This is a genomic window from Paraburkholderia haematera (assembly GCF_905220975.1).
Taxonomy (GTDB): Bacteria; Pseudomonadota; Gammaproteobacteria; order Burkholderiales; family Burkholderiaceae; genus Paraburkholderia; species Paraburkholderia haematera.
In genome coordinates this window covers 390,768-410,521 of sequence record NZ_CAJNBK010000003.1, presented here as the reverse complement: position 1 = coordinate 410,521, position 19,754 = coordinate 390,768, and the positions used below count along the sequence as shown (strand labels likewise).

22 protein-coding genes and 1 pseudogene are annotated in these 19,754 nt (G+C 60.3%); 9 read left to right on the top strand and 14 right to left on the bottom strand.

From position 1 onward, the window contains the following. Positions 1–51: 51 nt before the first annotated feature. Positions 52–783 (top strand): GntR family transcriptional regulator, encoded by a 732-nt coding sequence (locus KHO23_RS09095; RefSeq protein WP_236066759.1) that lies wholly within the window; start codon positions 52–54, stop codon positions 781–783. A 119-nt stretch (positions 784–902) separates the two neighbouring features. On the opposite strand, the gene KHO23_RS09090 is transcribed toward KHO23_RS09095, so the two are convergent. The 6 genes and pseudogenes from KHO23_RS09090 to KHO23_RS09065 all read right to left on the bottom strand — a co-directional run bounded on the left by KHO23_RS09090 (position 903) and on the right by KHO23_RS09065 (position 5,226). Next, complete coding sequence (locus KHO23_RS09090; protein WP_211610662.1) at positions 903–1,322, bottom strand: plastocyanin/azurin family copper-binding protein; 420 nt, start codon at positions 1,320–1,322, stop codon at positions 903–905. A gap of 937 nt (positions 1,323–2,259) precedes the next feature. After that, the gene (locus KHO23_RS35620; protein ID WP_211610661.1) at positions 2,260–2,553 is read right to left on the bottom strand and encodes a hypothetical protein; all 294 of its coding nucleotides are present in this window, start codon (positions 2,551–2,553) and stop codon (positions 2,260–2,262) included. A 667-nt stretch (positions 2,554–3,220) separates the two neighbouring features. Then, the gene (locus KHO23_RS09080) at positions 3,221–3,433 is read right to left on the bottom strand and encodes a twin transmembrane helix small protein (protein ID WP_137958864.1); all 213 of its coding nucleotides are present in this window, start codon (positions 3,431–3,433) and stop codon (positions 3,221–3,223) included. After that, positions 3,430–3,780 (bottom strand): hypothetical protein, encoded by a 351-nt coding sequence (locus KHO23_RS09075; RefSeq protein WP_211610660.1) that lies wholly within the window; start codon positions 3,778–3,780, stop codon positions 3,430–3,432. Before KHO23_RS09075 ends, KHO23_RS09080 begins: the two co-directional genes overlap by 4 nt. 175 nt (positions 3,781–3,955) lie before the next feature. Continuing rightward, positions 3,956–4,791: pseudogene (locus KHO23_RS09070) on the bottom strand (spermine/spermidine synthase domain-containing protein). Between the two features lie 90 nt (positions 4,792–4,881). After that, on the bottom strand, positions 4,882–5,226 hold the full coding sequence (locus KHO23_RS09065; RefSeq protein ID WP_211610659.1) for a zinc ribbon domain-containing protein YjdM: 345 nt from the start codon (positions 5,224–5,226) through the stop codon (positions 4,882–4,884). Positions 5,227–5,436: 210 nt separating this feature from the next. On the opposite strand from KHO23_RS09065, the gene KHO23_RS09060 reads away from it, so the two are divergent. From KHO23_RS09060 to KHO23_RS09050, 3 genes are all read left to right on the top strand, one after another. Beyond that, positions 5,437–5,940 (top strand): hypothetical protein, encoded by a 504-nt coding sequence (locus KHO23_RS09060; protein ID WP_211610658.1) that lies wholly within the window; start codon positions 5,437–5,439, stop codon positions 5,938–5,940. 574 nt (positions 5,941–6,514) lie between these two features. Further along, positions 6,515–6,964, top strand: a complete 450-nt coding sequence (locus KHO23_RS09055; protein WP_211610657.1) for a hypothetical protein — start codon at positions 6,515–6,517, stop codon at positions 6,962–6,964. 176 nt (positions 6,965–7,140) lie between these two features. After that, positions 7,141–7,704, top strand: a complete 564-nt coding sequence (locus KHO23_RS09050; protein WP_211610656.1) for a universal stress protein — start codon at positions 7,141–7,143, stop codon at positions 7,702–7,704. Between the two features lie 123 nt (positions 7,705–7,827). On the opposite strand, the gene KHO23_RS09045 is transcribed toward KHO23_RS09050, so the two are convergent. From KHO23_RS09045 to KHO23_RS09010, 8 genes are all read right to left on the bottom strand, one after another. Continuing rightward, positions 7,828–8,355, bottom strand: coding sequence for an NADH-quinone oxidoreductase subunit B family protein (locus KHO23_RS09045; RefSeq protein ID WP_211610655.1), 528 nt, complete (start codon positions 8,353–8,355; stop codon positions 7,828–7,830). Then, positions 8,355–9,917 carry a hydrogenase large subunit gene (locus KHO23_RS09040; protein ID WP_211610654.1) on the bottom strand — a complete coding sequence of 521 codons (1,563 nt, stop codon included), beginning with the start codon at positions 9,915–9,917 and terminating at the stop codon, positions 8,355–8,357. Before KHO23_RS09040 ends, KHO23_RS09045 begins: the two co-directional genes overlap by 1 nt. Positions 9,918–9,920: 3 nt before the next feature. Then, positions 9,921–11,381 carry a hydrogenase 4 subunit F gene (locus KHO23_RS09035; protein ID WP_211610653.1) on the bottom strand — a complete coding sequence of 487 codons (1,461 nt, stop codon included), beginning with the start codon at positions 11,379–11,381 and terminating at the stop codon, positions 9,921–9,923. Beyond that, complete coding sequence (locus KHO23_RS09030) at positions 11,374–12,033, bottom strand: formate hydrogenlyase (RefSeq protein WP_121113789.1); 660 nt, start codon at positions 12,031–12,033, stop codon at positions 11,374–11,376. Before KHO23_RS09030 ends, KHO23_RS09035 begins: the two co-directional genes overlap by 8 nt. Further along, on the bottom strand, positions 12,033–12,983 hold the full coding sequence (locus KHO23_RS09025; protein ID WP_211610652.1) for a respiratory chain complex I subunit 1 family protein: 951 nt from the start codon (positions 12,981–12,983) through the stop codon (positions 12,033–12,035). The genes KHO23_RS09030 and KHO23_RS09025 overlap by 1 nt, the downstream gene beginning before the upstream one ends. Then, positions 12,980–14,989 (bottom strand): hydrogenase 4 subunit B, encoded by a 2,010-nt coding sequence (gene hyfB, locus KHO23_RS09020; RefSeq protein WP_211610651.1) that lies wholly within the window; start codon positions 14,987–14,989, stop codon positions 12,980–12,982. Before hyfB ends, KHO23_RS09025 begins: the two co-directional genes overlap by 4 nt. Before the next feature lie 20 nt (positions 14,990–15,009). Beyond that, the gene (locus KHO23_RS09015; RefSeq protein ID WP_211610650.1) at positions 15,010–15,837 is read right to left on the bottom strand and encodes a fused MFS/spermidine synthase; all 828 of its coding nucleotides are present in this window, start codon (positions 15,835–15,837) and stop codon (positions 15,010–15,012) included. 77 nt (positions 15,838–15,914) lie between these two features. Next, entirely contained in the window at positions 15,915–16,310 is a 396-nt protein-coding gene (locus KHO23_RS09010) for a CZB domain-containing protein (protein ID WP_211610649.1), read from the bottom strand. A gap of 389 nt (positions 16,311–16,699) precedes the next feature. Here KHO23_RS09010 and KHO23_RS09005 point away from each other — a divergent pair, with 389 nt between their 5' ends. From KHO23_RS09005 to KHO23_RS08985, 5 genes are all read left to right on the top strand, one after another. Then, positions 16,700–17,461, top strand: coding sequence for a YoaK family protein (locus tag KHO23_RS09005; RefSeq protein ID WP_211610648.1), 762 nt, complete (start codon positions 16,700–16,702; stop codon positions 17,459–17,461). A gap of 359 nt (positions 17,462–17,820) precedes the next feature. Continuing rightward, positions 17,821–18,267 (top strand): hypothetical protein, encoded by a 447-nt coding sequence (locus KHO23_RS09000; RefSeq protein WP_211610647.1) that lies wholly within the window; start codon positions 17,821–17,823, stop codon positions 18,265–18,267. A 53-nt stretch (positions 18,268–18,320) separates the two neighbouring features. Continuing rightward, complete coding sequence (locus KHO23_RS08995; RefSeq protein WP_236066758.1) at positions 18,321–18,584, top strand: HPr family phosphocarrier protein; 264 nt, start codon at positions 18,321–18,323, stop codon at positions 18,582–18,584. A 37-nt stretch (positions 18,585–18,621) separates the two neighbouring features. After that, positions 18,622–19,422: a fused MFS/spermidine synthase gene (locus KHO23_RS08990; protein ID WP_407946047.1), complete on the top strand. Its 801-nt coding sequence runs from the start codon at positions 18,622–18,624 to the stop codon at positions 19,420–19,422. An 81-nt stretch (positions 19,423–19,503) separates the two neighbouring features. After that, positions 19,504–19,731, top strand: coding sequence for a hypothetical protein (locus tag KHO23_RS08985; RefSeq protein WP_211610646.1), 228 nt, complete (start codon positions 19,504–19,506; stop codon positions 19,729–19,731). Positions 19,732–19,754: the final 23 nt, after the last annotated feature.

The window sequence follows — 19,754 nt, the reverse complement described above, 5'->3', positions numbered from 1 at the left end:
TGTAGCGAAGCATCTCTGAGTGGCTCCATTCGTGGTAAGCTTGCAGCCATCATGAGCCAGACCACTCGAAAACCCCTGCTTCTGCGCACTCGCGGCATGGCTGCGGAGATCGGCGCGCGCCTGCGCGTGATGATCGATGAAGGTGAGTTGCCGCCGGGTGCCCGGATCGACGAAAAGGACCTGTGCGTCGCCTTCGACGTATCGAAAACGCCTTTGCGGGAGGCGCTGAAGGTACTCGTCTCCGAGGGATTGGTTACGCATCGCCAGTACATTGGCTATCGGGTTGCGCCGATCGATCTTGCCGATCTCAATTCGACATTCGAACTGCTGCATGGCCTCGAGGCGATGGCCGGAGAACTGGCCCAGCAGCGCATCGGAGCCGCGCAAGTGTCGGCGATCGCCGCGAAACATCGGCGCGTGGTGGAGTGTCACGAGGCCGGCAAGCGGGTGGAGTATTTCCGCCTGAATCAGGAAATTCACCAGATGATCGTCGACGCATCGGATAACCCGGTGCTGTCCACGATCTATGCCTCGTTGATGTCGAAGGTTCGTCGCGCGCGCGGTGCGGCTAACGCCGATACGCTGCGCTGGGCCGAATCGATGAGCGAGCACGAGGCGATCCTTGCCGCGTTGACCGATCCCGCTCACAAGGATCTGCCGCAGATCCTTCGCGCACATTCCGAGAACACGGCGCGCGAGGTGATGGCCGTCCTGAATCGGACCTGGGTTGAGACAGTGTCGAACTCCTTGAGCGAGCTTCCCGGCGTCGGCGCCCCAGGTTGATCTCATCAAAGGCTCCCGGCACTACATCGGGTGTCGCGAGCGTCAAGACATTCGCCGAACCTCGTTGCAGGGCAGATACGCCGATTACCGATCCACTCGCATACGTTGACCCGGGAAGGTCACGGCGTGACGACCAACGACGTATGCATGCCCATTGAATAGTGGCCCGGTTGGTTGCATATCAATACATAGCGGCCGGGTGTCAACTTGAGCGTCATGTGCCTGCTCTTGCCCGGTGCCACGTCCTCCACTTCTCCCATTTTTTTGAACTGACTTTCTCGCACTTGCCCGTTTTTAACGGGCAGCCTGGCGTCGGCCAGATCCGTTTTCAGCACGACCAGCTCATGCGTCAGACCGGTGTCAGGTGCGTTGCTTACCTCGAACACGATTGAGCCTGCCTTGACGTGATTGGCATCAAGCTGGATCGCGTGATTATTGAGGAGCGTGGCTTTTATCATCGCGTCTGCGTAACCCGGGCTGCAAACGAGACTAAGTGCGGCCGCACCAAAGAAGATCGCGATACGTGGACTGCGGATCATGATGTTCCTCTCTACAAATCGCATTCGGCATCGTGCGTGTGGCTGACTGAGCCGCGCATGATGCCGAGGTGGGGTGTTTCATTGCCAAGGTCCCGAATGAAACGCGACGAGGTGACGTACCGCCGATTGACATCAAGATGATGTCCATCGCTGGCATTGCGACGTGGCTCGTTCAGGTGACCCACTTACTACGGAAACTGCGGTAGTAGAACGATCCGCGCAGCCAGGTTATTCCCATGTTCCAGAGATAGTGCGACTGGGACAGTCATCGATCGTTAAGAGTACACACGGTCTATACCATCGCGCGCTGCGACGAGGTTGGCAACATTCACTACGTTCCGGTTTCCTGGCACATTTCGTGAACGTGCCACGCCGAGGGCGGCCGGCCGATATCGCGCCCGCAACCAATCGAATCGATCGGCGCGCACGGGAACGATTGCCCCAACATGCCCTAATTGACGCGGCCCACGTAACACGCACGGCGCTGGAATAAGCCGGCGTGCTCCATCGTTTACCCGTCAGGCAACCACGTCCCGAGCGGCGGGCCTCTACCGCAGCTAAGCCCGCGGCGTGAATTTGCACAAGCACACCGATGTGCTGGGTGACGCCGACGACACGACGTCGAAAACGTCGGGGATTCATGTGGCCATACATCATGGACAACCTGCTTCGTGTCGGGACATTGCTCGTCTGTCTCGGCTTCGCTGCGCCTGCACTCGCGCAAACCTATGACGAGCAACCGGTGCTAGCCGACAGCACGAATTGCCGCGCAGTTGCCGGGCAGGCAGAAATCGATGGGACGATGCAGCAGGTCGTCGGACGTGCCTGCCTACAGAGCGATGGGACCTGGCAAATTGTTCAAAGCCAGGATGGCAGCGCTCTGTGGTACCCCGTCGCGGCCTATCCCTATCCCGACCCATGGTGGTGGGGGCCGCCGCTATTCATTGGCGGCGGCGTGAGCTTGATCTTTGTCGATCATTTCCATCGCTTTCACCACTTCGACCACTTTCACCAGATGGGTCACGATCACGTCACGTTCGTCGGAGCGGGCTTTCATCGCGGCCCGCTCCCTGGCGGTGGTATGCATGGCTTCGGTGGAATGCATGGCTCCGGTGGTATGAGGGGATTCGGTGGTACGCCTGGCTTCGGTGGTATGCATAGCTCCGGTGGTATGCATGGCCCCGGTGGTATGAGGGAATTCGGCGGCATGCATGGTTCCGGTGGAATGCATCGGCACTAGTCCAACTGTCCCTATGCTCGACTCTCGCAACGCTCATACGGATCGTCCAACGGGATGGCTCAGGAACGCATTGTTCAAGCCGTTCAGGGGCAGTAGGGCAATCGGTCGCAGTACGGCATTAACAGTTGATTACATTTGTTTTATGTGGACGATGTTCGCTGCTGATGGCCCTGGTTTTGCGGTGGCTCTTTGTGCCCGATCAGGACGCAGAAATTCGGTTGAACGCGATTGCATCAGGCGCGAAGACCGAGCTCAAGTTAGCGAGACTGTCGCCTCCCGACTTTCTGTTCCCGAGCCGCATTCACGGATCAGTAAATGTGTTTGCCTGGGGGCATTGTCCCCGTACTGAGCTGTTCCGCTGTCCTGTCGATGCTCGCCGTGTACAGGCTGTGCGAAACCGCCTACCGGCGACTACTTTCTCCAGATCATGCCGAGACGGAAACTCCGCGCGGGACTCGACTAACATCCGTCTCAAGCCGGGCTCAAATGGGGCGGTTGTGAGCGTAATCTGACCGGAGCCCCGGGGGCAAGGGCGTTTGCCAGCGCCTGGCGCCGGTCATGCGCAGCGGTAAGCAACGTCGCTGTGCGTTATAGATGGGATATGTAGTGACACCGTCGAGACGACTATTTTGTCTCAATGGCAAACATTTCCGTCGGTTCACCGACCAATCGGAATTCCGGTCGGGTCGATGTAACCCAGCCAATGTGCGACCCATAAACTAAGAAACAGGGTGATAGACAGCCCCACCCGCACTGCAAGCGACCAAGCCATCCTTCCGGTGCGTCCACGGTCGTGGTTCATGAAATACAGCGCGGAAATCAGGCTACCGATGATCAGCGCGAATGCGATTGCTACGAGAACATCCTTCATTTCTGATTTCCTGACTGGTAAGGATCTGAATGAACCAGGGCAGCCAGCTTGTGGCGCTCCGCTACCACATCACTTGCGCCGGTCGCCGGCCAGTCCAACGCGATGCCATCCTTCAGCGATTGGCGTGCGAGTGCCTGATAATCCCAATCATCAATTCGGTCATGCTTCATTGCGTTGGCAATCTCACGCCGAAATTGTGGTGGAAAATCTGTATATGAGTCCGAGAGTGCCGCGTATTGTCGCGCATCGATTTCCTTTGACGAAGGTATGGAAGTCCAGATGACCACGCCAACGATCGCAATCAGTGGCACCGCGGTATAACGAAGTACGAACTTGGCTGGACTCATAAAATCTCACTATTCGCGATGACTAACTGATGCTGGGTGATAGGGACTCGCTGCTCCATGCATTCAAGTCCCGAGTCTCATGGATTCCCTCTACGCAGGAAGCGCTTTCCACTTCTAATCGTATCCACATCGTCGCCGAGGTGTGGCCACACAGACGGGAGGACTTACCCAAATTTCAGGCGCCGATTCTCCAGCACACGTCTCCATGTGAAGGCCGAACCAGACGCCTCCAGTCTAGACACTCGCCGTCTTTCAGGCGTCTGGCCGTTGCGGATAAACGGAGATCGCTTACCCAACTCATGGACCGCGCATGTGTCAGCAACGCTTGCCTCGACGGTAATTGACGCGCATCCTTCCAGGCGAAGCTGACATAGTTCGCCCCCCCCATTGCAGGACACAAGCGCATACGAGATGCCAAACACCGCTTCAAGTTTTTGCACGTGAAGCGGCAATCCTGGATCGTCGCCAGTGAAATTGACAACGAGTACGCCAGAATCCGTCAATCTCTCGCGGCACGTGGCAAAAAACTCGAAGTTCGCGCACTGGTCAGACATCCCGCGCGCCGAATGCGTCGAGCAGGATCACGTCCGTCGCTACGGCGGCGTCTCGCATGTACTCCGCTCCGTCAGCGCAAATCACCTTGAACCGACCATCATCCGCCGGTATCCGGAAAACGTCGCGCAGGGCGATCACCTCAGCGTTGATTTCGATTGCGGTAATAGTGGATTCGGGCAGGCGGCGATAGCAGTATTTCGCCAGCGATCCGCCACCCAGGCCGATCATGCATATGTGTTCGGGTTGGGGTTGGAGGAGTAGAAACCCCATCATCGTGCGCGTGTAGCCAAGAACGAGCTCGTCTGGCGACCTGCGCGACATCGAACTCTGTATCGCAAAATGATCAAAATGCAACGATATCCCACGCTTCGTTTCCAGCACGAACGGCCGCCCGTCGTCCAGCGGTGTCGATAAAAGCTCGACAAATGCATCATAAGATGCCCAATCATCACTCATCTCAAGCATTCATCCTGGCAGCTGAAACGATCTGATATCCAGACCTGACTTGCTCGCGCGACGGCCGTGATGCCTGTCATACGCACCTGATCAGACCTTCCTCAGATAGCACGCCTTAAGCATGAAACTGCCCGCGTCCATCCTGCAGTCCACTTCGTGATCACCTTCCGCCAGACGAATGCTCTTGACGCGGGTACCCACCTTCAGTGTGATTGAGGAGCCTTTGACGCGCAGATCCTTTACCAGAACCACCGAATCTCCGTCTGACAGGGCATTCCCATTTGCGTCCCTGATAACGTTCATCTCCGGCAGATCGTCCGACGCCTGCATCGAGTGGGGCGACCATTCGTGACCACAATCAGCACAAACATTGAGCGTGCCGTCAGGGTAGGTGTTCTCCTGGGCACAGTTGGGACACGGCAGTACATCCGACATACATTCTCCCTTCAAGTTATTCGAAGCGTGCAAAAACCAATGCGTGAGCCGCTCGCATTGTCCCGCCCGGCCACCTGGAGTGACGTTTCCATACACACATTCTATTATAATAGAAGTCGACTATAATTACATTTGCCAAGGTAAACATCGGTCACGTCCTGACCTGGCCTTGCTGAACACAACCGGAACCGGCCCGACGAGGACATCACCATGTTTGATCTGGACGGAGTATTGCTATCACCTGACCGTCGACCCACTTCGTTGGGGGAGCAGGTGGGTAGCCGCGGAATTGTCGTCGTTGGCGTGGGCAAAGGCGGGGAACGTGGCTTCCAGATGGCCTATCGGTTCAACTGCATTGGAAAACAATTGGTGAGGGCAGGTGTCAATCTTGTCCTGATCTACCCGAAGGCATCCTCACGGCACGTGCTGGACCCACTGTCCGTCGCAAGTAGCCGCTTCCAGGGCAGCCCCGTTTTGCTGCTCGACGGGGATGGACATTTCTTTCGACGGCCGCAGCAGGCGCGCTCGTTGAGCTTTGCGCACATGGATCGCGGCCTGCGACTGATCGCCGCAGCGAACATCGATCTGCAGGACAACACATGGGCCGATTTGCTGCAGACATTTCTGTCCAGCACCCTGGAATCCGACGGGTATCCAGCAATACGGATTGAATGTCACCGCAGTACGAGATCAGATTCACAGTGCCCGCCTTGAAAAAGCTTTCCCAGCGGGGCCCGATATGCGGGCGTGCCGTCTCCACGGATGTGCGCGGGCGCGGTTGTGCTCGGGTCCAAGCGAACCATGATGGGTTTCGCACTGATACGCGACGACCAGTTGCACATCGGAACCAGCTTGTCGATTACGCTCGCAGGCAGGGTGTTCATGAAAAACCGTGCCTCACCTTTGCGGTTGACACAAGACGCAATTGCAACAGCAATGACGTAAGCGGCCGCCAGGGGGCTAATGACCCGGTAAGTCTGGTGGGCTTTAGATCGTTGTCGAGGAATCTTGCGAAAGGGACAGGCTTCTAAATAAAGACCAGTGAACTCGACGGCAAAGCGATTTGCGGATTTCGAGGGGCGGACGAACCTGAGAGAGGCTGCGGGCAGGCGCGATGGACTTCTTTCAGAGGAGAGGCAAAGGTCCCGTCGGCGGAATCACTTTCCATCGATAAACGGGTGAGCGAAAGGGTCGTGGCTCACATTGCCGATGCAAGCGCGCGTGGTCCTGATTGCCGACAACGCCCGCTACGCCTCCGAATAGCTACGCACAAACAGGCAGAGTTTTGATGGCACGCAAGATTTTCGGGAATGCTCTGGCCACTCGGGGCAAAGCACTCTTCCTTCCCATGCCACGAGCCGACGTAGATGCACTCATGCTTCAGCACCGGATGGCACTCGAGGCTGCGCGCGGCAGACACGGCGACGCGTCCATTACGCGGCGGCTTTATATGGTTATCCTGATGACCCGTTATCTCACGGAGGACGGGCACGGACTACTCACTCTCGACAGCGTGCGTGAGGCGGAGCAGGAAGTGGCCGCGATCTTTGATCGTGGAGAAGCCGTGGGCGACTGGAGCTACCCGGACAAAGTGATTGGGCTGATTTCTACGGTCATCAATGAGTATGACAGGCAACTCAGGGAAACCCGTCTGCAGGCAATTCTTCGGGCGAACGAGCGTCTGGGTCGCCTGATCGCACACGGAGCGGCCATTGCCGCAGCGGACGGCAACGGTTAGAGAGATGGGGTCGGCGGACGGCACTTTGTCAGAGAAATAGTCAACCTTCCACGCTTCCACGCATCGTAAATCTAACTATACTGAAAGAAATAGCCTTGATTCAGGAGTGCCTGGCTCAAGCTGCGGGCTCCGGGCAGGACGTCAGGACGAACAGGCCTAGCCGCAGGGAGAAACGCATGTTCAAGCATCTGCTGGTGCCGACTGACGGGTCGGCCCTCTCCGAAGCCGCGATCCAGATGGCGGTGACGCTCGCGAGGGAAAGTGGCGCCAAGGTTACGGGGCTTCATGTCATCCCGGAATTCCATGTCCTGGCGTACGGCGCCGAAGTGATCGCGGACACCGGGGACCAGTTCATTCAGGCTGCCCGACAGCATGCGGATGACTACCTCATGGTCGTCACAAAAGCGGCCACCCAGGCCGGGGTCGAGTGCGATACGTTCACCAGGAACCGCGCTCACCCGTACGAGGCGATTATCAGCGTGGCGGCGCAACGAAATTGTGATCTGATCGTCATGGCGTCCCACGGCCGAGGCGGCATGCGCGCCTTGTTGCTTGGCAGTGAGACCCAGAAGGTGCTGACGCACTGCCAGATCCCGGTTCTCGTCGTCCGGGAGCCGACGCAGACCGGTGCGGGCCGTGGTGTGGAATCCAGCACACCATCCACTGAATCAAAGCCTTCTCCGCCCCAGACGTACATCGTCGCACGCGCTTCGCTCGCGCTCATCCCGGTGCGCGTCTAGCCCCCCATCGCCCCCATCGCCGCGCGACTGGCAACAGTGACCGTGGACATCAGGCTTTCGCGCGTTCGCGGAAAACGTCGGCTGACGTACTGAGCGGGTTCGGCGAGCGATCCCGGATCGTGATCATGGCAGGGAGGTTGCGTGTTTCGTACGAAGCGCTGTAAGAATGCCTCTCAGGATATCGATGGGGGGCGGCGGACAACCCGGTATCGTGACGTCGACCGGCAACAGGTTCGACAGCGGTCCGCGCACGGCGTAACTGTCCCTGAAGATACCCCCCGTGCAGGCGCATTCGCCGGCGGCGACCACCAGCTTCGGCTGCGGCGTTGCCTCATAGGCCCGCAATACCGCTTCGTGCATGTTCAGTGTGAGCGGGCCGGTGACCAGCAGCATGTCGGCATGGCGGGGGCTCGCGACGAACCTGATACCCAGACCTTCGACGTTGTAGTACGGATTGTTGAGTGCATGGATTTCCAGTTCGCAGCCGTTGCAGGAGCCCGCATCGATCTCGCGAATGCACAGCGCCCGGCCGAGCACATCGAGGATGTCCTGCTGGATACGGTGGCCTTCGGCCCGCCATGCGTCATCGCCCTCGGGCACACGCAGAGTCGGCGTGCCAGTTGTCGCGATCTGTTTGAGAAGTTGCCACATTACAGGTCGTGTCCCGCGTAGTTCAGATTGAACGACTTGTTGATCAGTGGGAAATCGGGAACGATATTGCCGATGATCGCGTGCTCCAGGGCCGGCCAGTTGTGCCACGACGGGTCATGGCAGTGGCAGCGCGAAATGGTCCCGTCGGCCCCGGTCTCGAGTGCGACGAAGACATCGCCGCGCCAGCCTTCGATCCAGCCGACCCCGCAGGATGATGAGCCACCGTGTTCAATCCGGGAAGCGATCTCACCGCCAGGCAGATCGGCGAGAAGGGCACGAATCAGCCGGATGGATTCGTAGATCTCGTTGAAGCGGACTGCGACCCGTGCTGCGACATCGCCCCGCCCGTCGCTGACCATCTGCACCTGTACCTCATGGTAGGGCGCGTAAGGGTGATCGACCCGCACATCGATTCTCCGGCCGCTTGCTCGCCCGACCAGTCCACACACGCCGAAATGCTCCGCCACCTTCGCCGAGAGTATGCCCGCGCCTGCAAAACGATCCTGCAGCCCCGATTGATCGTCGTAAATACGTTGCATCACACGAACCTGCGCATCGATCTGGCCGCACTGCGTCAGCATCGCGGTGATGCACTCCGGATCGATGTTCGCTGCTACGCCTCCAGGCATGATCCGATCCATCAGATAGCGGTGTCCAAAAAACCGGTCGTTCAGGCGGAGCCAGTCTTCCTTCAGGCGGGAAAACTGTGCGAGGCCGTATGCGAACCCGGCGTCGTTACCCAATGCCCCAAGATCACCCAGATGGTTGGCAATGCGCTCGCGCTCGAGCAGCAGCGCGCGCAGCCACTGCGCGCGTGGCGGAATCCGTCCATTCAACGCGCGCTCGACCGCCATGCAATAAGCCCAGGTAAAGGCGACCGTGGTGTCTCCGGCGATGCGTCCTGCGAGACGGTGTCCATCGAGCGCGGGCACGTGCTCGAACAGCCGCTCGATTCCCCGGTGCGCATAGCCCAGCCGCTCCTCGAGGCGCAACACCTTTTCGCCGACGACCGAGAAGCGGAAGTGTCCGGGCTCGATCACGCCTGCGTGGATCGGACCGACGGCAATCTCGTGGACACCGTCACCCTCGACGTGGACGAACGGATAGTCCGCTTCCTGGGATTGAAACCGCTCGGTTCCGGAGGACAATTTCTGCAACGGAAAGTAATCGGCTGGCCAGTTGCCATGATTCAGCCACGGCCGTGTATCTTCGGCGCCGATCGCACGCAGCCCGACCAGATCGTAGACGGCCCGTTGCATGCGTGTCGCGCACGGAAAGACCGCCGATATATCCGGGTATCCGTCGCTGTCCCCATGCCCGTCGCCTACCGGCAACTGAAGCCACAGGATGCCGTCTTCCAGCGCGTAAGCGGCGGAGATCGCGAATGTGCCCGGAGCTTCTTCGGCACCCCACAGGGAGATCAGACGGCCACCCGTCTCGCGCACGGTGTCGGCGGTGCGGGTCCACGTGTCGGAATCGACACGCGCGAGAAAAGCCGAAGACTTGCCCGCGAACACGGACAGACGAACAAGTTTGGGAAACCCGAATGCCTCGATGCGCATATGTCACCCCGCGATCATGGCCGCCGCCTGCCGATACCACGTCGCAAGATAGGGCGGAATGTAGAGTCCCAGCATCAACCCGATGCCAAGATGGACAAACACCGGCAGCAACGCCGGTGGGTGTTCAAGAACCTTGGCCGTGGTGTCCCCGAACACCATGCCCTGCACACGCACAAAGATGGCCGCGAACGCCACGGCAAGCGCGAGCAACAGGAAGGGCGTGGCCCACGGGAGTTTGCTCATTGCGGTCGTCAGGATCAGGAACTCGCTCGCGAAGACGCCGAATGGCGGCATGCCCAGGATCGCGAGCGCGCCGAGCATCATGCCCCACCCAACGGTCGGGCTCACGCGCAACAGGCCGCGGATGTCGTCAATCGCCTGGGTGCCGGCCTTCTGGGCCGCATGCCCGACTGTAAAGAAGATGGCCGACTTCACCAGCGAATGCACCGTCATGTGGAGCAGACCCGCAAACGTCGCAATGGGGCCGCCGAGCCCGAACGCAAACGTCATCAAACCCATGTGCTCGATCGACGAATACGAAAAAAGCCGCTTGACGTCTTTCTGCCGGAACAGCGAAAAGGTTGCGACCAGCACCGAGACCAGCCCGAATCCGACCAGCAGGTTTCCCGGCAGGCCGTTATGGAGTGCACCATCGGCCAGCACCTTGCAGCGCAGCACCGCATAGAGCGCGACGTTGAGCAGCAGGCCGGACAGCACGGCCGAAATCGGCGTGGGGCCTTCGGCATGCGCGTCGGGCAGCCAGTTGTGCATCGGCACGAGGCCGGCCTTGGTGCCATAGCCAATCAGCAGGAACACGAACGCGAGCGAAATGATGGTCGGGTCGAGACTGCCTTTGACCGCGTTCAGACTGGTCCAGAGCAGCGCATCGCCGCCACCGAGCTGCCGGCTTGCGGCGAGATAGAGCAGGATCGTGCCGAACAGCGCCTGCGCGATGCCGACGCCGCACAGGATGAAGTACTTCCACGCGGCTTCGAGGCTGGCTGCCGTGCGATAGACGCTGACGAGCAGCACCGTCGCGAGCGTGGCAGCTTCCATGGCGACCCAGAGGATGCCCATGTTGTTGGTCAGCAGCGCGAGCAGCATCGCAAAGATGAACAGCTGGTACATGCTGTGATAAAGGCGCATGCGAGGGCCGGTCATCTTGCCGCGGTCACGCTCGATGCGCATGTACGGCCTCGAAAAGATCGACGTGGTCCAACCGACGAAGGCCGTCAGCGCGACGAGGAACACATTGAGCGGATCGACGAAGAACAGCTTGCCCAGCGCGAACGCAGGCCCGTGCGCCACGGTTTGCACGGCAAGCAGCGCGGCGGCCGCGAATGTGAGGAAACTGAACCCGACGTTGAGCTCTGCGGCGACATGGTGCTGTCCCACCAGCGCCAGACATGCGCCTGCGAAAAGCGGGATCCCGAAAACCAGCAGCAGTACCCAGGCTTCAGTCATCCTTGAGTTTTTCCAGGTGATGAATGTCCAGACTGTCGAACTGCTCTCGGATCTGGAACATGAACACGCCGAGGATCAGGATGCCCACCAGCACATCGAGTCCAATGCCGAGTTCGACGATCATCGGCATGCCGTTCGTTGCCGCGGCAGCGGCAAAGAACAGACCGTTCTCCATCGACAGGAAGCCGATTACCTGAGGGATCGCCTTCGCGCGGGTAATCATCATCATGAACGACAGCAGCACGCAGGCGAGTGCGATGCCGAGCGTGCCGCGTGCGACCGATGAGGCGAGCTGGCTGATCGGCGACGCCACGTTGAATGCAATGATCACGAGCACGATGCCGATCAGCAGCGTGGCGGGAATGTTGAGGAGCGGCTCCACGTCCGTCTTGACGTTCAGGCGCTGCACGAGCCTATAAAGTATCCAGGGGATCAGGCCAACCTTGAGCACCAGGGTGAGTGCGGCGGAGATATAGAGGTGCACGTCGGCGGTGACGTATCCGAGGATCACATTGGCTGACACGAGTGTCAGGCCCTGCAGCGTATAGAGGTGGATCAGCGACAGGATCCGGCGCTGGCTGAGCATCGCGAACGACAGCAGCAGCAGGATCGCGGCCAGGAAGTTGATGATCTGCGTGGCGAATCCGTGCATCACGCCCCCAGCAGAAAGTGAACGAGCATGCCGATGACAGCGAGCAGGAACGCTGTCGCGAGAAACTCCGGCACGCGGAAAATGCGCATCTTCGCGTTGGTCGTCTCGACGACCGCAAGCGCTGCGCCACCTATCAATAACTTGACGAACAGCGCGGGTATCGCGAGTAGCAGCGCGGTCGGATTGCCGGCCTCGGCGATGCCCCACGGGATGAACAATGCGAGGCCGATGCAGGAGTACGCGAACAGTTTGAGGCTCGCGGCCCATTCCATCAGTGCGAGATGCCGGCCGGAATATTCGAGGATCAGCGCCTCGTGGATCATCGTGAGTTCGAGGTGCGTGGTCGGGTTGTCGACCGGCAGGCGCGCATTCTCCGCGAGCGACACCATCGTGAATGCGATCCCTGCGAACGCGAGGCTCGGATAAATCGCCAGCTCGCGATGGCTGAGCGTTGCGACGATACTGGTCAGCAAGGTGGACCGCGTAATCAGCGACGCCGAAAACAGTACCATCAGCAAGGCAGGCTCCGCGAGGAAGCCCACCAGCATCTCGCGACGCGCGCCGAGCGTGCCGAACGCGGTGCCGACGTCCATCGCGGCCAGCGAGATGGACACGCGAGCCAGCGCGAACAGGCCCACCAGAGCGATCGCGTCCGCGGCCGGCGAGAGCGGCAGATCGGTCGAAAGCGTGGGCACGATCGCGCAAGCGAGCGTCATGCAGGCCCAGACAACATACGGCGCGCCGCGGAATATGGGGCTGGCATGGTCGGCGACGACTGACTCCTTGTTGAACAGCTTGTGAAGCATCCGGTAAGGCTGCCAGATGCTGGGCGCACGGCGGTTCTGCAAGCGCGCGCGGCACATGTTGACCCAACCGCCTAGCAAGGGCGCTGCTGCGAGCGCGAGCAGGATTTCCAGCCCCTGGGAGAGCAATCCGGAGAGTGTGATCATCGTCTCACCAGCATCAGCAGGACGATCAGCACGAGAAAGCTGTGCATCAGATAGACGGCGATGCGGCCCGTCTGAAGGCGCCCCGCCAGCGCCGCGATGCGTTTGACCAGCCGCTCGAGCGGCTCGTAAATCAGCGCCCATGCGCGATCGGTCACGATGACGCTATACACGGGCTGTTTGTCGAGCGGGGAGGGTAGTCGCCGTTCGATCCTGAACAGCGGCGTGAAGATTTCGCGGATCGGCTGCCCGAACCCTTCTGCCGTGTCCTGCATGCGCGCGTTCACGAACGGAAAGCCGCAGGCCCAGGGGGCAGCCCGGCGCAGGCGCCCATGGTAAAGACGGCGTACCAGCAGCCACGCGAGCCCGCAACAGGCAACGAAGAACAGCAGGAAAACCGCCGGCATGTAGCTGGCCCGGTCCACGCTGGTAGGGGCGAGCAGGAGCCACCCATTCCTCGCGACGGTGGGGCCGATCCCCGCGCCCACCAGCATCTGCGTGACGCGATCCAGAACGACCACGAACTGCACCGGCAACAACCCGAGCAGCACGCATAGCGCTGCGAGCCACACGAAGCCGACGCGCTCCCACGGACTTGCATCCCGTGCATCGCGTAACTTCGCCTCGCGAGGCTGGCCGAGAAAGATGATGCCGAAGAACTTGACCATGGTGTAGCCGGCGAGCGCGGCCACCAGCGCGATTAGCGCGGCGACGAGCGGCACCACCATGTTCAGGAACGGATCAGGCAGCCCTGGCGTAAACAGGAAGCTCTGCAGCAACAGCCATTCGGAGACGAAGCCGCTCAACGGCGGCAGACCAGCACTGGCAAACGCGCCAACGAGAGTGGCCCATGCCGTCCACGGCATGAAACGGATCAGGCCGCCCAGGCGCCCGAGATTACGTTCGCCCGTTGCATGGAGTACTGATCCCGTGCCGAGAAACAGCAGGCTCTTGAAGGTCGCGTGGCTCGCGATCTGATAGAGCAGGGCCGTCAGCGACAGGGCAGCCAGCGTGTCCATCCCATACGCGCGAAACAGGACCGACAATCCCATGCTGACAAACATCAAGCCGATGTTGTCGATCGACGAGTACGCAAGCAGCCGCTTCATGTCCGTCTGGATGGCGCTGAACACGACCCCGAACAGCGCGGTGAAGAGTCCGAGCATCAGCATGAGCACGCCCCACCACGCAATCTGCATGTGCAGCAGATCAAACACCGTGCGCAGCACGCCGTAGAGTCCGGCCTTAAGGACGAACCCGCTCATGAGGGCCGATACTGGCGACGGCGCGGCCGGATGAGCCTCCGGCAGCCAGACATGCAGCGGAAAAATGCCTGCTTTTGTGCCGAAACCGAACAGCGCCAGCAGAAACGCGATGGATGCCCAGAACACGTCCAGATGCTGTTGTCGCATGTTGGCGAACGTATAGTCGCCGGTATTGGCCTGTAACAGGCCGAAGCAGAGCAGGAGCGCCAGCGCGCCGACGTGGGAGATCAGGAAGTAGAGCCAGGCGGCCCGGCGAATCTCGGCAATGCGGTGATTGGTCATCACCAGGAAGGTGGCCGACAGTGTCATCGTCTCCCACGCGACCATGAAGCAATATGCATCGTCCGCCAGCAGCAGCACCGCCATGCTCGCGAGGCACACGTGATATTCGAAGCACAGCAATCCGGGTGGCGTGCCCTCGCCCTTGCGGAAATAACCGGCGGAGAACGCGCTTACACCCGTGCTTACCACGCCAAGTACCGTGAGGAAATACGCCGACAGGCCGTCGAGCCTCAGATGAAACGGCAGGTCCGGCAACCCGAGCGGCAGGACGGCTTCCTGGGGACTTGAGAAAACACCAGTCAGGCCGAGTCCGCACAGAAGCAGACCGAATACAGCACCCAGTGGAAACAGGCCATGCGCCACCACGCGTGTGCGGTGCAGGTTCGCGAGTCCCAGAACCCCGACGACCAACCAGCCGGCGACCACCAGCAGCACGTAATGGACGACCAGCAGATGTTCCATCGGCGTTGTCTCCGGTGCCCTCAGACGTCCTGTCCGACGGTCAGTGTGTGGGACGAAGGGTATCCCGGAACGGCCTCTGCCCGGTGATGACGTTCCATTTTTTTGACATACCGGTACAGGTCGAGCCCCATCGATTTCGTGATGGCTTCCGCGCGGGCATAGAGGTCAAGCCATCCAGGGACGGTGCCCTGTTTGACCCCGATGGCAATGGTGTTGCCTTCACGTCGTGCCATGGTGTGGAACAGTTTTCCATCGCACGCGCGGCGTATCCGGTCGAGGTGGGTGGCGAGTCGCGGGTCGCTGTTCAGCAGGTTGGCCACCAGCACACCTTCGTCACGCAGCGCGGCATGGCAGGCGTCGTAGAAGGACTGGCTCGACAGGCTGGCAGGCAACCCGAACGCATCGAAGCCGTCGAGCAGGATCACGTCTGCGACGCCGGCCCTGTCCGCGAGATATTCGGCCGCGTCGGCGTGCACGATCTGGAACCGTTCCGAATCGGGCGGGATGACAAACCATTCGCGTAGCGCGATGACTCTCACGTCGATTTCGACTGTGGTCACCCGTGCCGACGGAAACCTGTGAAAGCAGTATTTGGACAGTGATCCTCCGCCCAGACCCACGATCAAAATGTCTTTGGGATCGGGGCGAAAGAGCTGGAACGACATCATGGCCCGCGTGTACGGCAGGTCGAGCTCAAGCGGAGCACTCTTGCGCATCGAGCTTTGTATGCCGAGAGCGTCGAAACACAGCGATCGCGTGCGCAGGCCCTCGTGTATCACGGGCTCCCCGAAAGTCTTGCCCCATCGCTCCGCCAGGGCACGTCTGAACTGATTGTGATCGGCCGACAATTCATTGTTCTCCTGAAACTGCGCAGATCAGGTGCCGCGAACCGGCGTCATGCAACGACCGGATCGTCACGGCGACCTTAATGTATCAGCCCGAGCGGTCCGGGCGTGGATGCGGCTGCCGCACCCACACCCGGGCGTTTTTCGAAACGCGACACCGCGTGTACGAGCATGCGTGTCGCGCTTTCGAACAGGGCATCAGGCTCGAGCATGATGGCTGCTTCGGCGAGACGCCCTTGCGTGATGGAAATCGCGATCACCAGGGTGATCGTATGGAAGCTTGCATGCGCCATCCTTAACTGCTGGAGTTCCGGAAACTCATCGCAGCGCGTGCCCTCTTCATGAAGCCAGCGACCGAGTGCGCAGCTGCGCTCATTGGCGAAAGCGCATGTAATGAGCTGCACGCGCTGGTGCATGCCGCACCGCAACGAGACGCCCGCCATCCGGTGTTCTTCAAGCGTATCGTTAAACAGCATGGCACTTCTCCCAATACGTCACGCGCGGCACCAGGTAGCCTGTCGGCCGCCTGTTTTTGTCGTCTTGCAATCAACCGCGTGCTGAGTCTGCATCGTTGCCGCTTGGGACCCATCCGCAACATCTCCGGGCATCACCCGCCCCTCGGAGTGCACGTTAGCCGGGGGCATCAGGTTAGCAGTTAATGATAATTGCGTTATCATCCTAGCAGCTTTATTGATACGATTCCACAGAGGATGATCCCGCGGGACGGACAACGAACTTGCCGGCTTTGTTCGGGCGCCGGGGACATGTCTATCAACCGATGCCGGATCTGAAAGGCCATCCGCTGTGCCCGCGCGTTGATTCGTCGGCGCATGGTCTGACCACGCGAACCAGGAGCCATTAGCCGATGCCAGCACAGTATTTCCGGAGCCTGACCGGGAAGAACCGGAGCACCGGGGCAGACAGGCAACTTGGTTTTTCGCTCACGTTCGTGGCGGGCGCTACTAACGCCGGTGGCTTTCTGGCGGTGAAGCAGTACACGTCCCATATGAGCGGCGTGGTGTCCTCGATTGCCGACCAGGCGGCGCTGGGCGATCTCACACTGGTTCTAGCCGGCGCCGCATCGCTGATCTCGTTCCTGCTGGGCGCCGCCTGTTCCGCCGTGCTCGTGAACTGGGGGCGGCGCCGGCGGCTACACAGCCAGTACGCGTCGCCCTTGCTGATCGAGGCCGTCCTGTTGCTGTGTTTCGGGCTGCTCGGCAGTCATCTGGCGCTGTGGGATACGCTGTTCGTACCAGCGACCGTTGTGCTCCTGTGCTTCATCATGGGTCTGCAGAACGCCATGATCACCAAACTGTCCGGTGCCGAAATCCGTACCACCCACATGACCGGAATCGTGACGGACATCGGCATCGAACTGGGCAAGCTCTTTTATTGGAATTCCGCGAGGACCGACCCTGCCGCACCCTTCGTACTGGCGAATCGGGCGAGGCTGAAAGTGCATGGGACGATGCTGGCCATGTTCGTCGTTGGTGGTTTTACCGGTGCGATGGGATTCAAGCACATCGGCTATGCCGCGACGGTACCGCTTGCGGGCGTGCTGATTGTGCTGGCTATCGTGCCACTGGTTGACGACCTGCGCGAGCAGGCCTATCGACTCGACCGTTAGACGCCGGGCACAGGTCGCGCGACGGGTTCCAGGTCGGCGCCAGTTGCATTACGGCACCTTTTCGGTGGCTGCCGTTTCCCGATCCCGGCAGTGCAGGGTGCACCCGCTCGTTCAGGAGCCACGTCGGCCCTCGATGCGGAAAGGCTCTCGAAGCATACGTGCGTGCGCATCGAAGAACCGGCGAACAGTCTGGTCCGTTCCTTGGAATAGACGCCCTCAAATCATGATAATGTTATTATCATTGACTTATCCTGAAATGCTAATAATATAGCCGGCTTGGGCAGGAATCTTGTTGGTCACGTTGCAGGCCGGGCTTGCGCGAAACGAGGTGTATGCCTGCGCGCGGCAGGGAGGTCGACGTGATTGATGCAAGTGTTCCGCTGCTGTCCCACGACTACACGCACCTGTATCTGCGGGACGTGATGGGTCGTCGCGGATTGATCGTCATCGGCGTGGGCAAGGCGGGCGAACGCGGATTCCAGATGCTTTACCGTTTTTCGGATATCTGCGATCGCCTGGAAGAATGTGGAGTCAACGTCATTTTTGTCTATCAGAAGGAATCGGCCCGCCATGTCCTGGATGCGACCTCCCTGCTCGGGGGCCGCTACAGGCAGAAGCCATTTCTGCTTCTGGATGACGACGGCCAGTTCTTTGTCGGGCCGCCGCACCCAAGGTCGCTTCGCGCCGTTTACCTCGATCGGGAAATGAAGCGGCTCGACGTGGCCGAAATCACCTTGGGGGGTGAAAGGTGGGACCCGCTGCTGCGGGCGTTCTTTGCCCAGGTCATCGCAGGTTCGATGCACTGAGCGCGCCCGGCGGGTTCGGGTCCGGGTTACCGTTTATGCATAGGGGAGCGGGGTTGGTCGAAGCATTGGTTCAGGTGGGCGACCCGTGGGGTTTGAACGGACACGGGTCGGCGAGGCTTGCCGTTCACGCATCCCGGTTCGCGAGCGACATCATCTGCATGGCGAACGGCCGGTCCGTCAATGCCAAGGATGTCATGTCGGTGATGTCCCTGCGGGCAAAGCCGGGCACGCAGTTGCACATTCTGGCAACCGGTCCCGACGAGACCGCAGCGCTTGAAGCGCTCTCGGCCATGCTTCGTACGCAGGAATCCTCTTGACTGGCCGCTGCAAGGGGGCGTGGCCTACGCCCGCCGATTGCCCCTGCATCGGAATTTTTCGATCACGCACATGAAAAGAAAGAGGAAGGCGAACAGGCCGGTGGTCATAGAGAATGACCAGGTCGTTTCGCTGTACTTTGACGCGCGCGGGGTGCAGAGCACCATGTTGCGGCGCGATCCCTACGCCCTTGCGCTGGGTTATACGCGCACCATGATGGGCTTCCTGCTGTTCCAGCCATTCCCGCGCCGCATTTCGATGATCGGTCTGGGTGGCGGCTCGCTGGCGAAATACTGCTATCGCCATTTGCCCGACACCATGATTTCCGTCGTCGAAATCAATCCCCAGGTGATCGCGCTGCGCGACCGGTTTCATGTGCCGCGTGACAGTGAGCGCTTCAGGGTGGTTTGTGCTGATGGGGCGCAGTACGTCACGGTTCCGGATCACCGGCCCGATGTGCTGCTGGTTGACGGTTTCAATGCCGATGGCCTGCCCGCAGAGCTGGGTAGCAGGACGTTTTATGAAGCCTGTCGCCGCAGGTTAAGCGATGACGGTGTCCTCGTGGCGAATCTGGTCACCGACGAACCGGATTTCCATCGTTACCTGCGCTCACTCAGGGAGGTCTTCGCGAACGCGGTGACACTGGCGCCGTCCGAAGGCAGTGAGCACAACGTCACTGTTTTTGCGTGGAAAGGCGCGGATGAGATCCCGTCCTTCGCAACGATGCTTGACCGGGCGCGCGCACTCGGAACGACGCACGCGGTGAATCTCCATGCGACGGCCACGCGCATCGAGTACGGCAAGAAATTCAACTGGCATCGATATGAGCAAACGTGCTGACCGGATGCGTCTGTCGCTGATGGATGGCAACCCCCGCACGTTCGTGGCCTGTTTGAGCAGGTGCATTCCCAAGGATAGAAGATGACAGCAGGAAGCCACAACGACAGCAGCCCCTTGACCCATGCAGCCATCTGGGCGCTTGAGCGTCTGGCCCAGCAGCGATACGGCCGCGATGCCCCCGCTTTAAACTGGTCGGTCGCGCACGAACTGCGTAACGCCGGGTTGGTATCCGTCCCCGCGAATGGGCGAGGCGGCGTGTCGATTACCCGGGCTGGACAGGATTTTCTGCGTGCCAGGGCGGAGATCTAGCGCACCCTTGCCGCGCGGTGCAA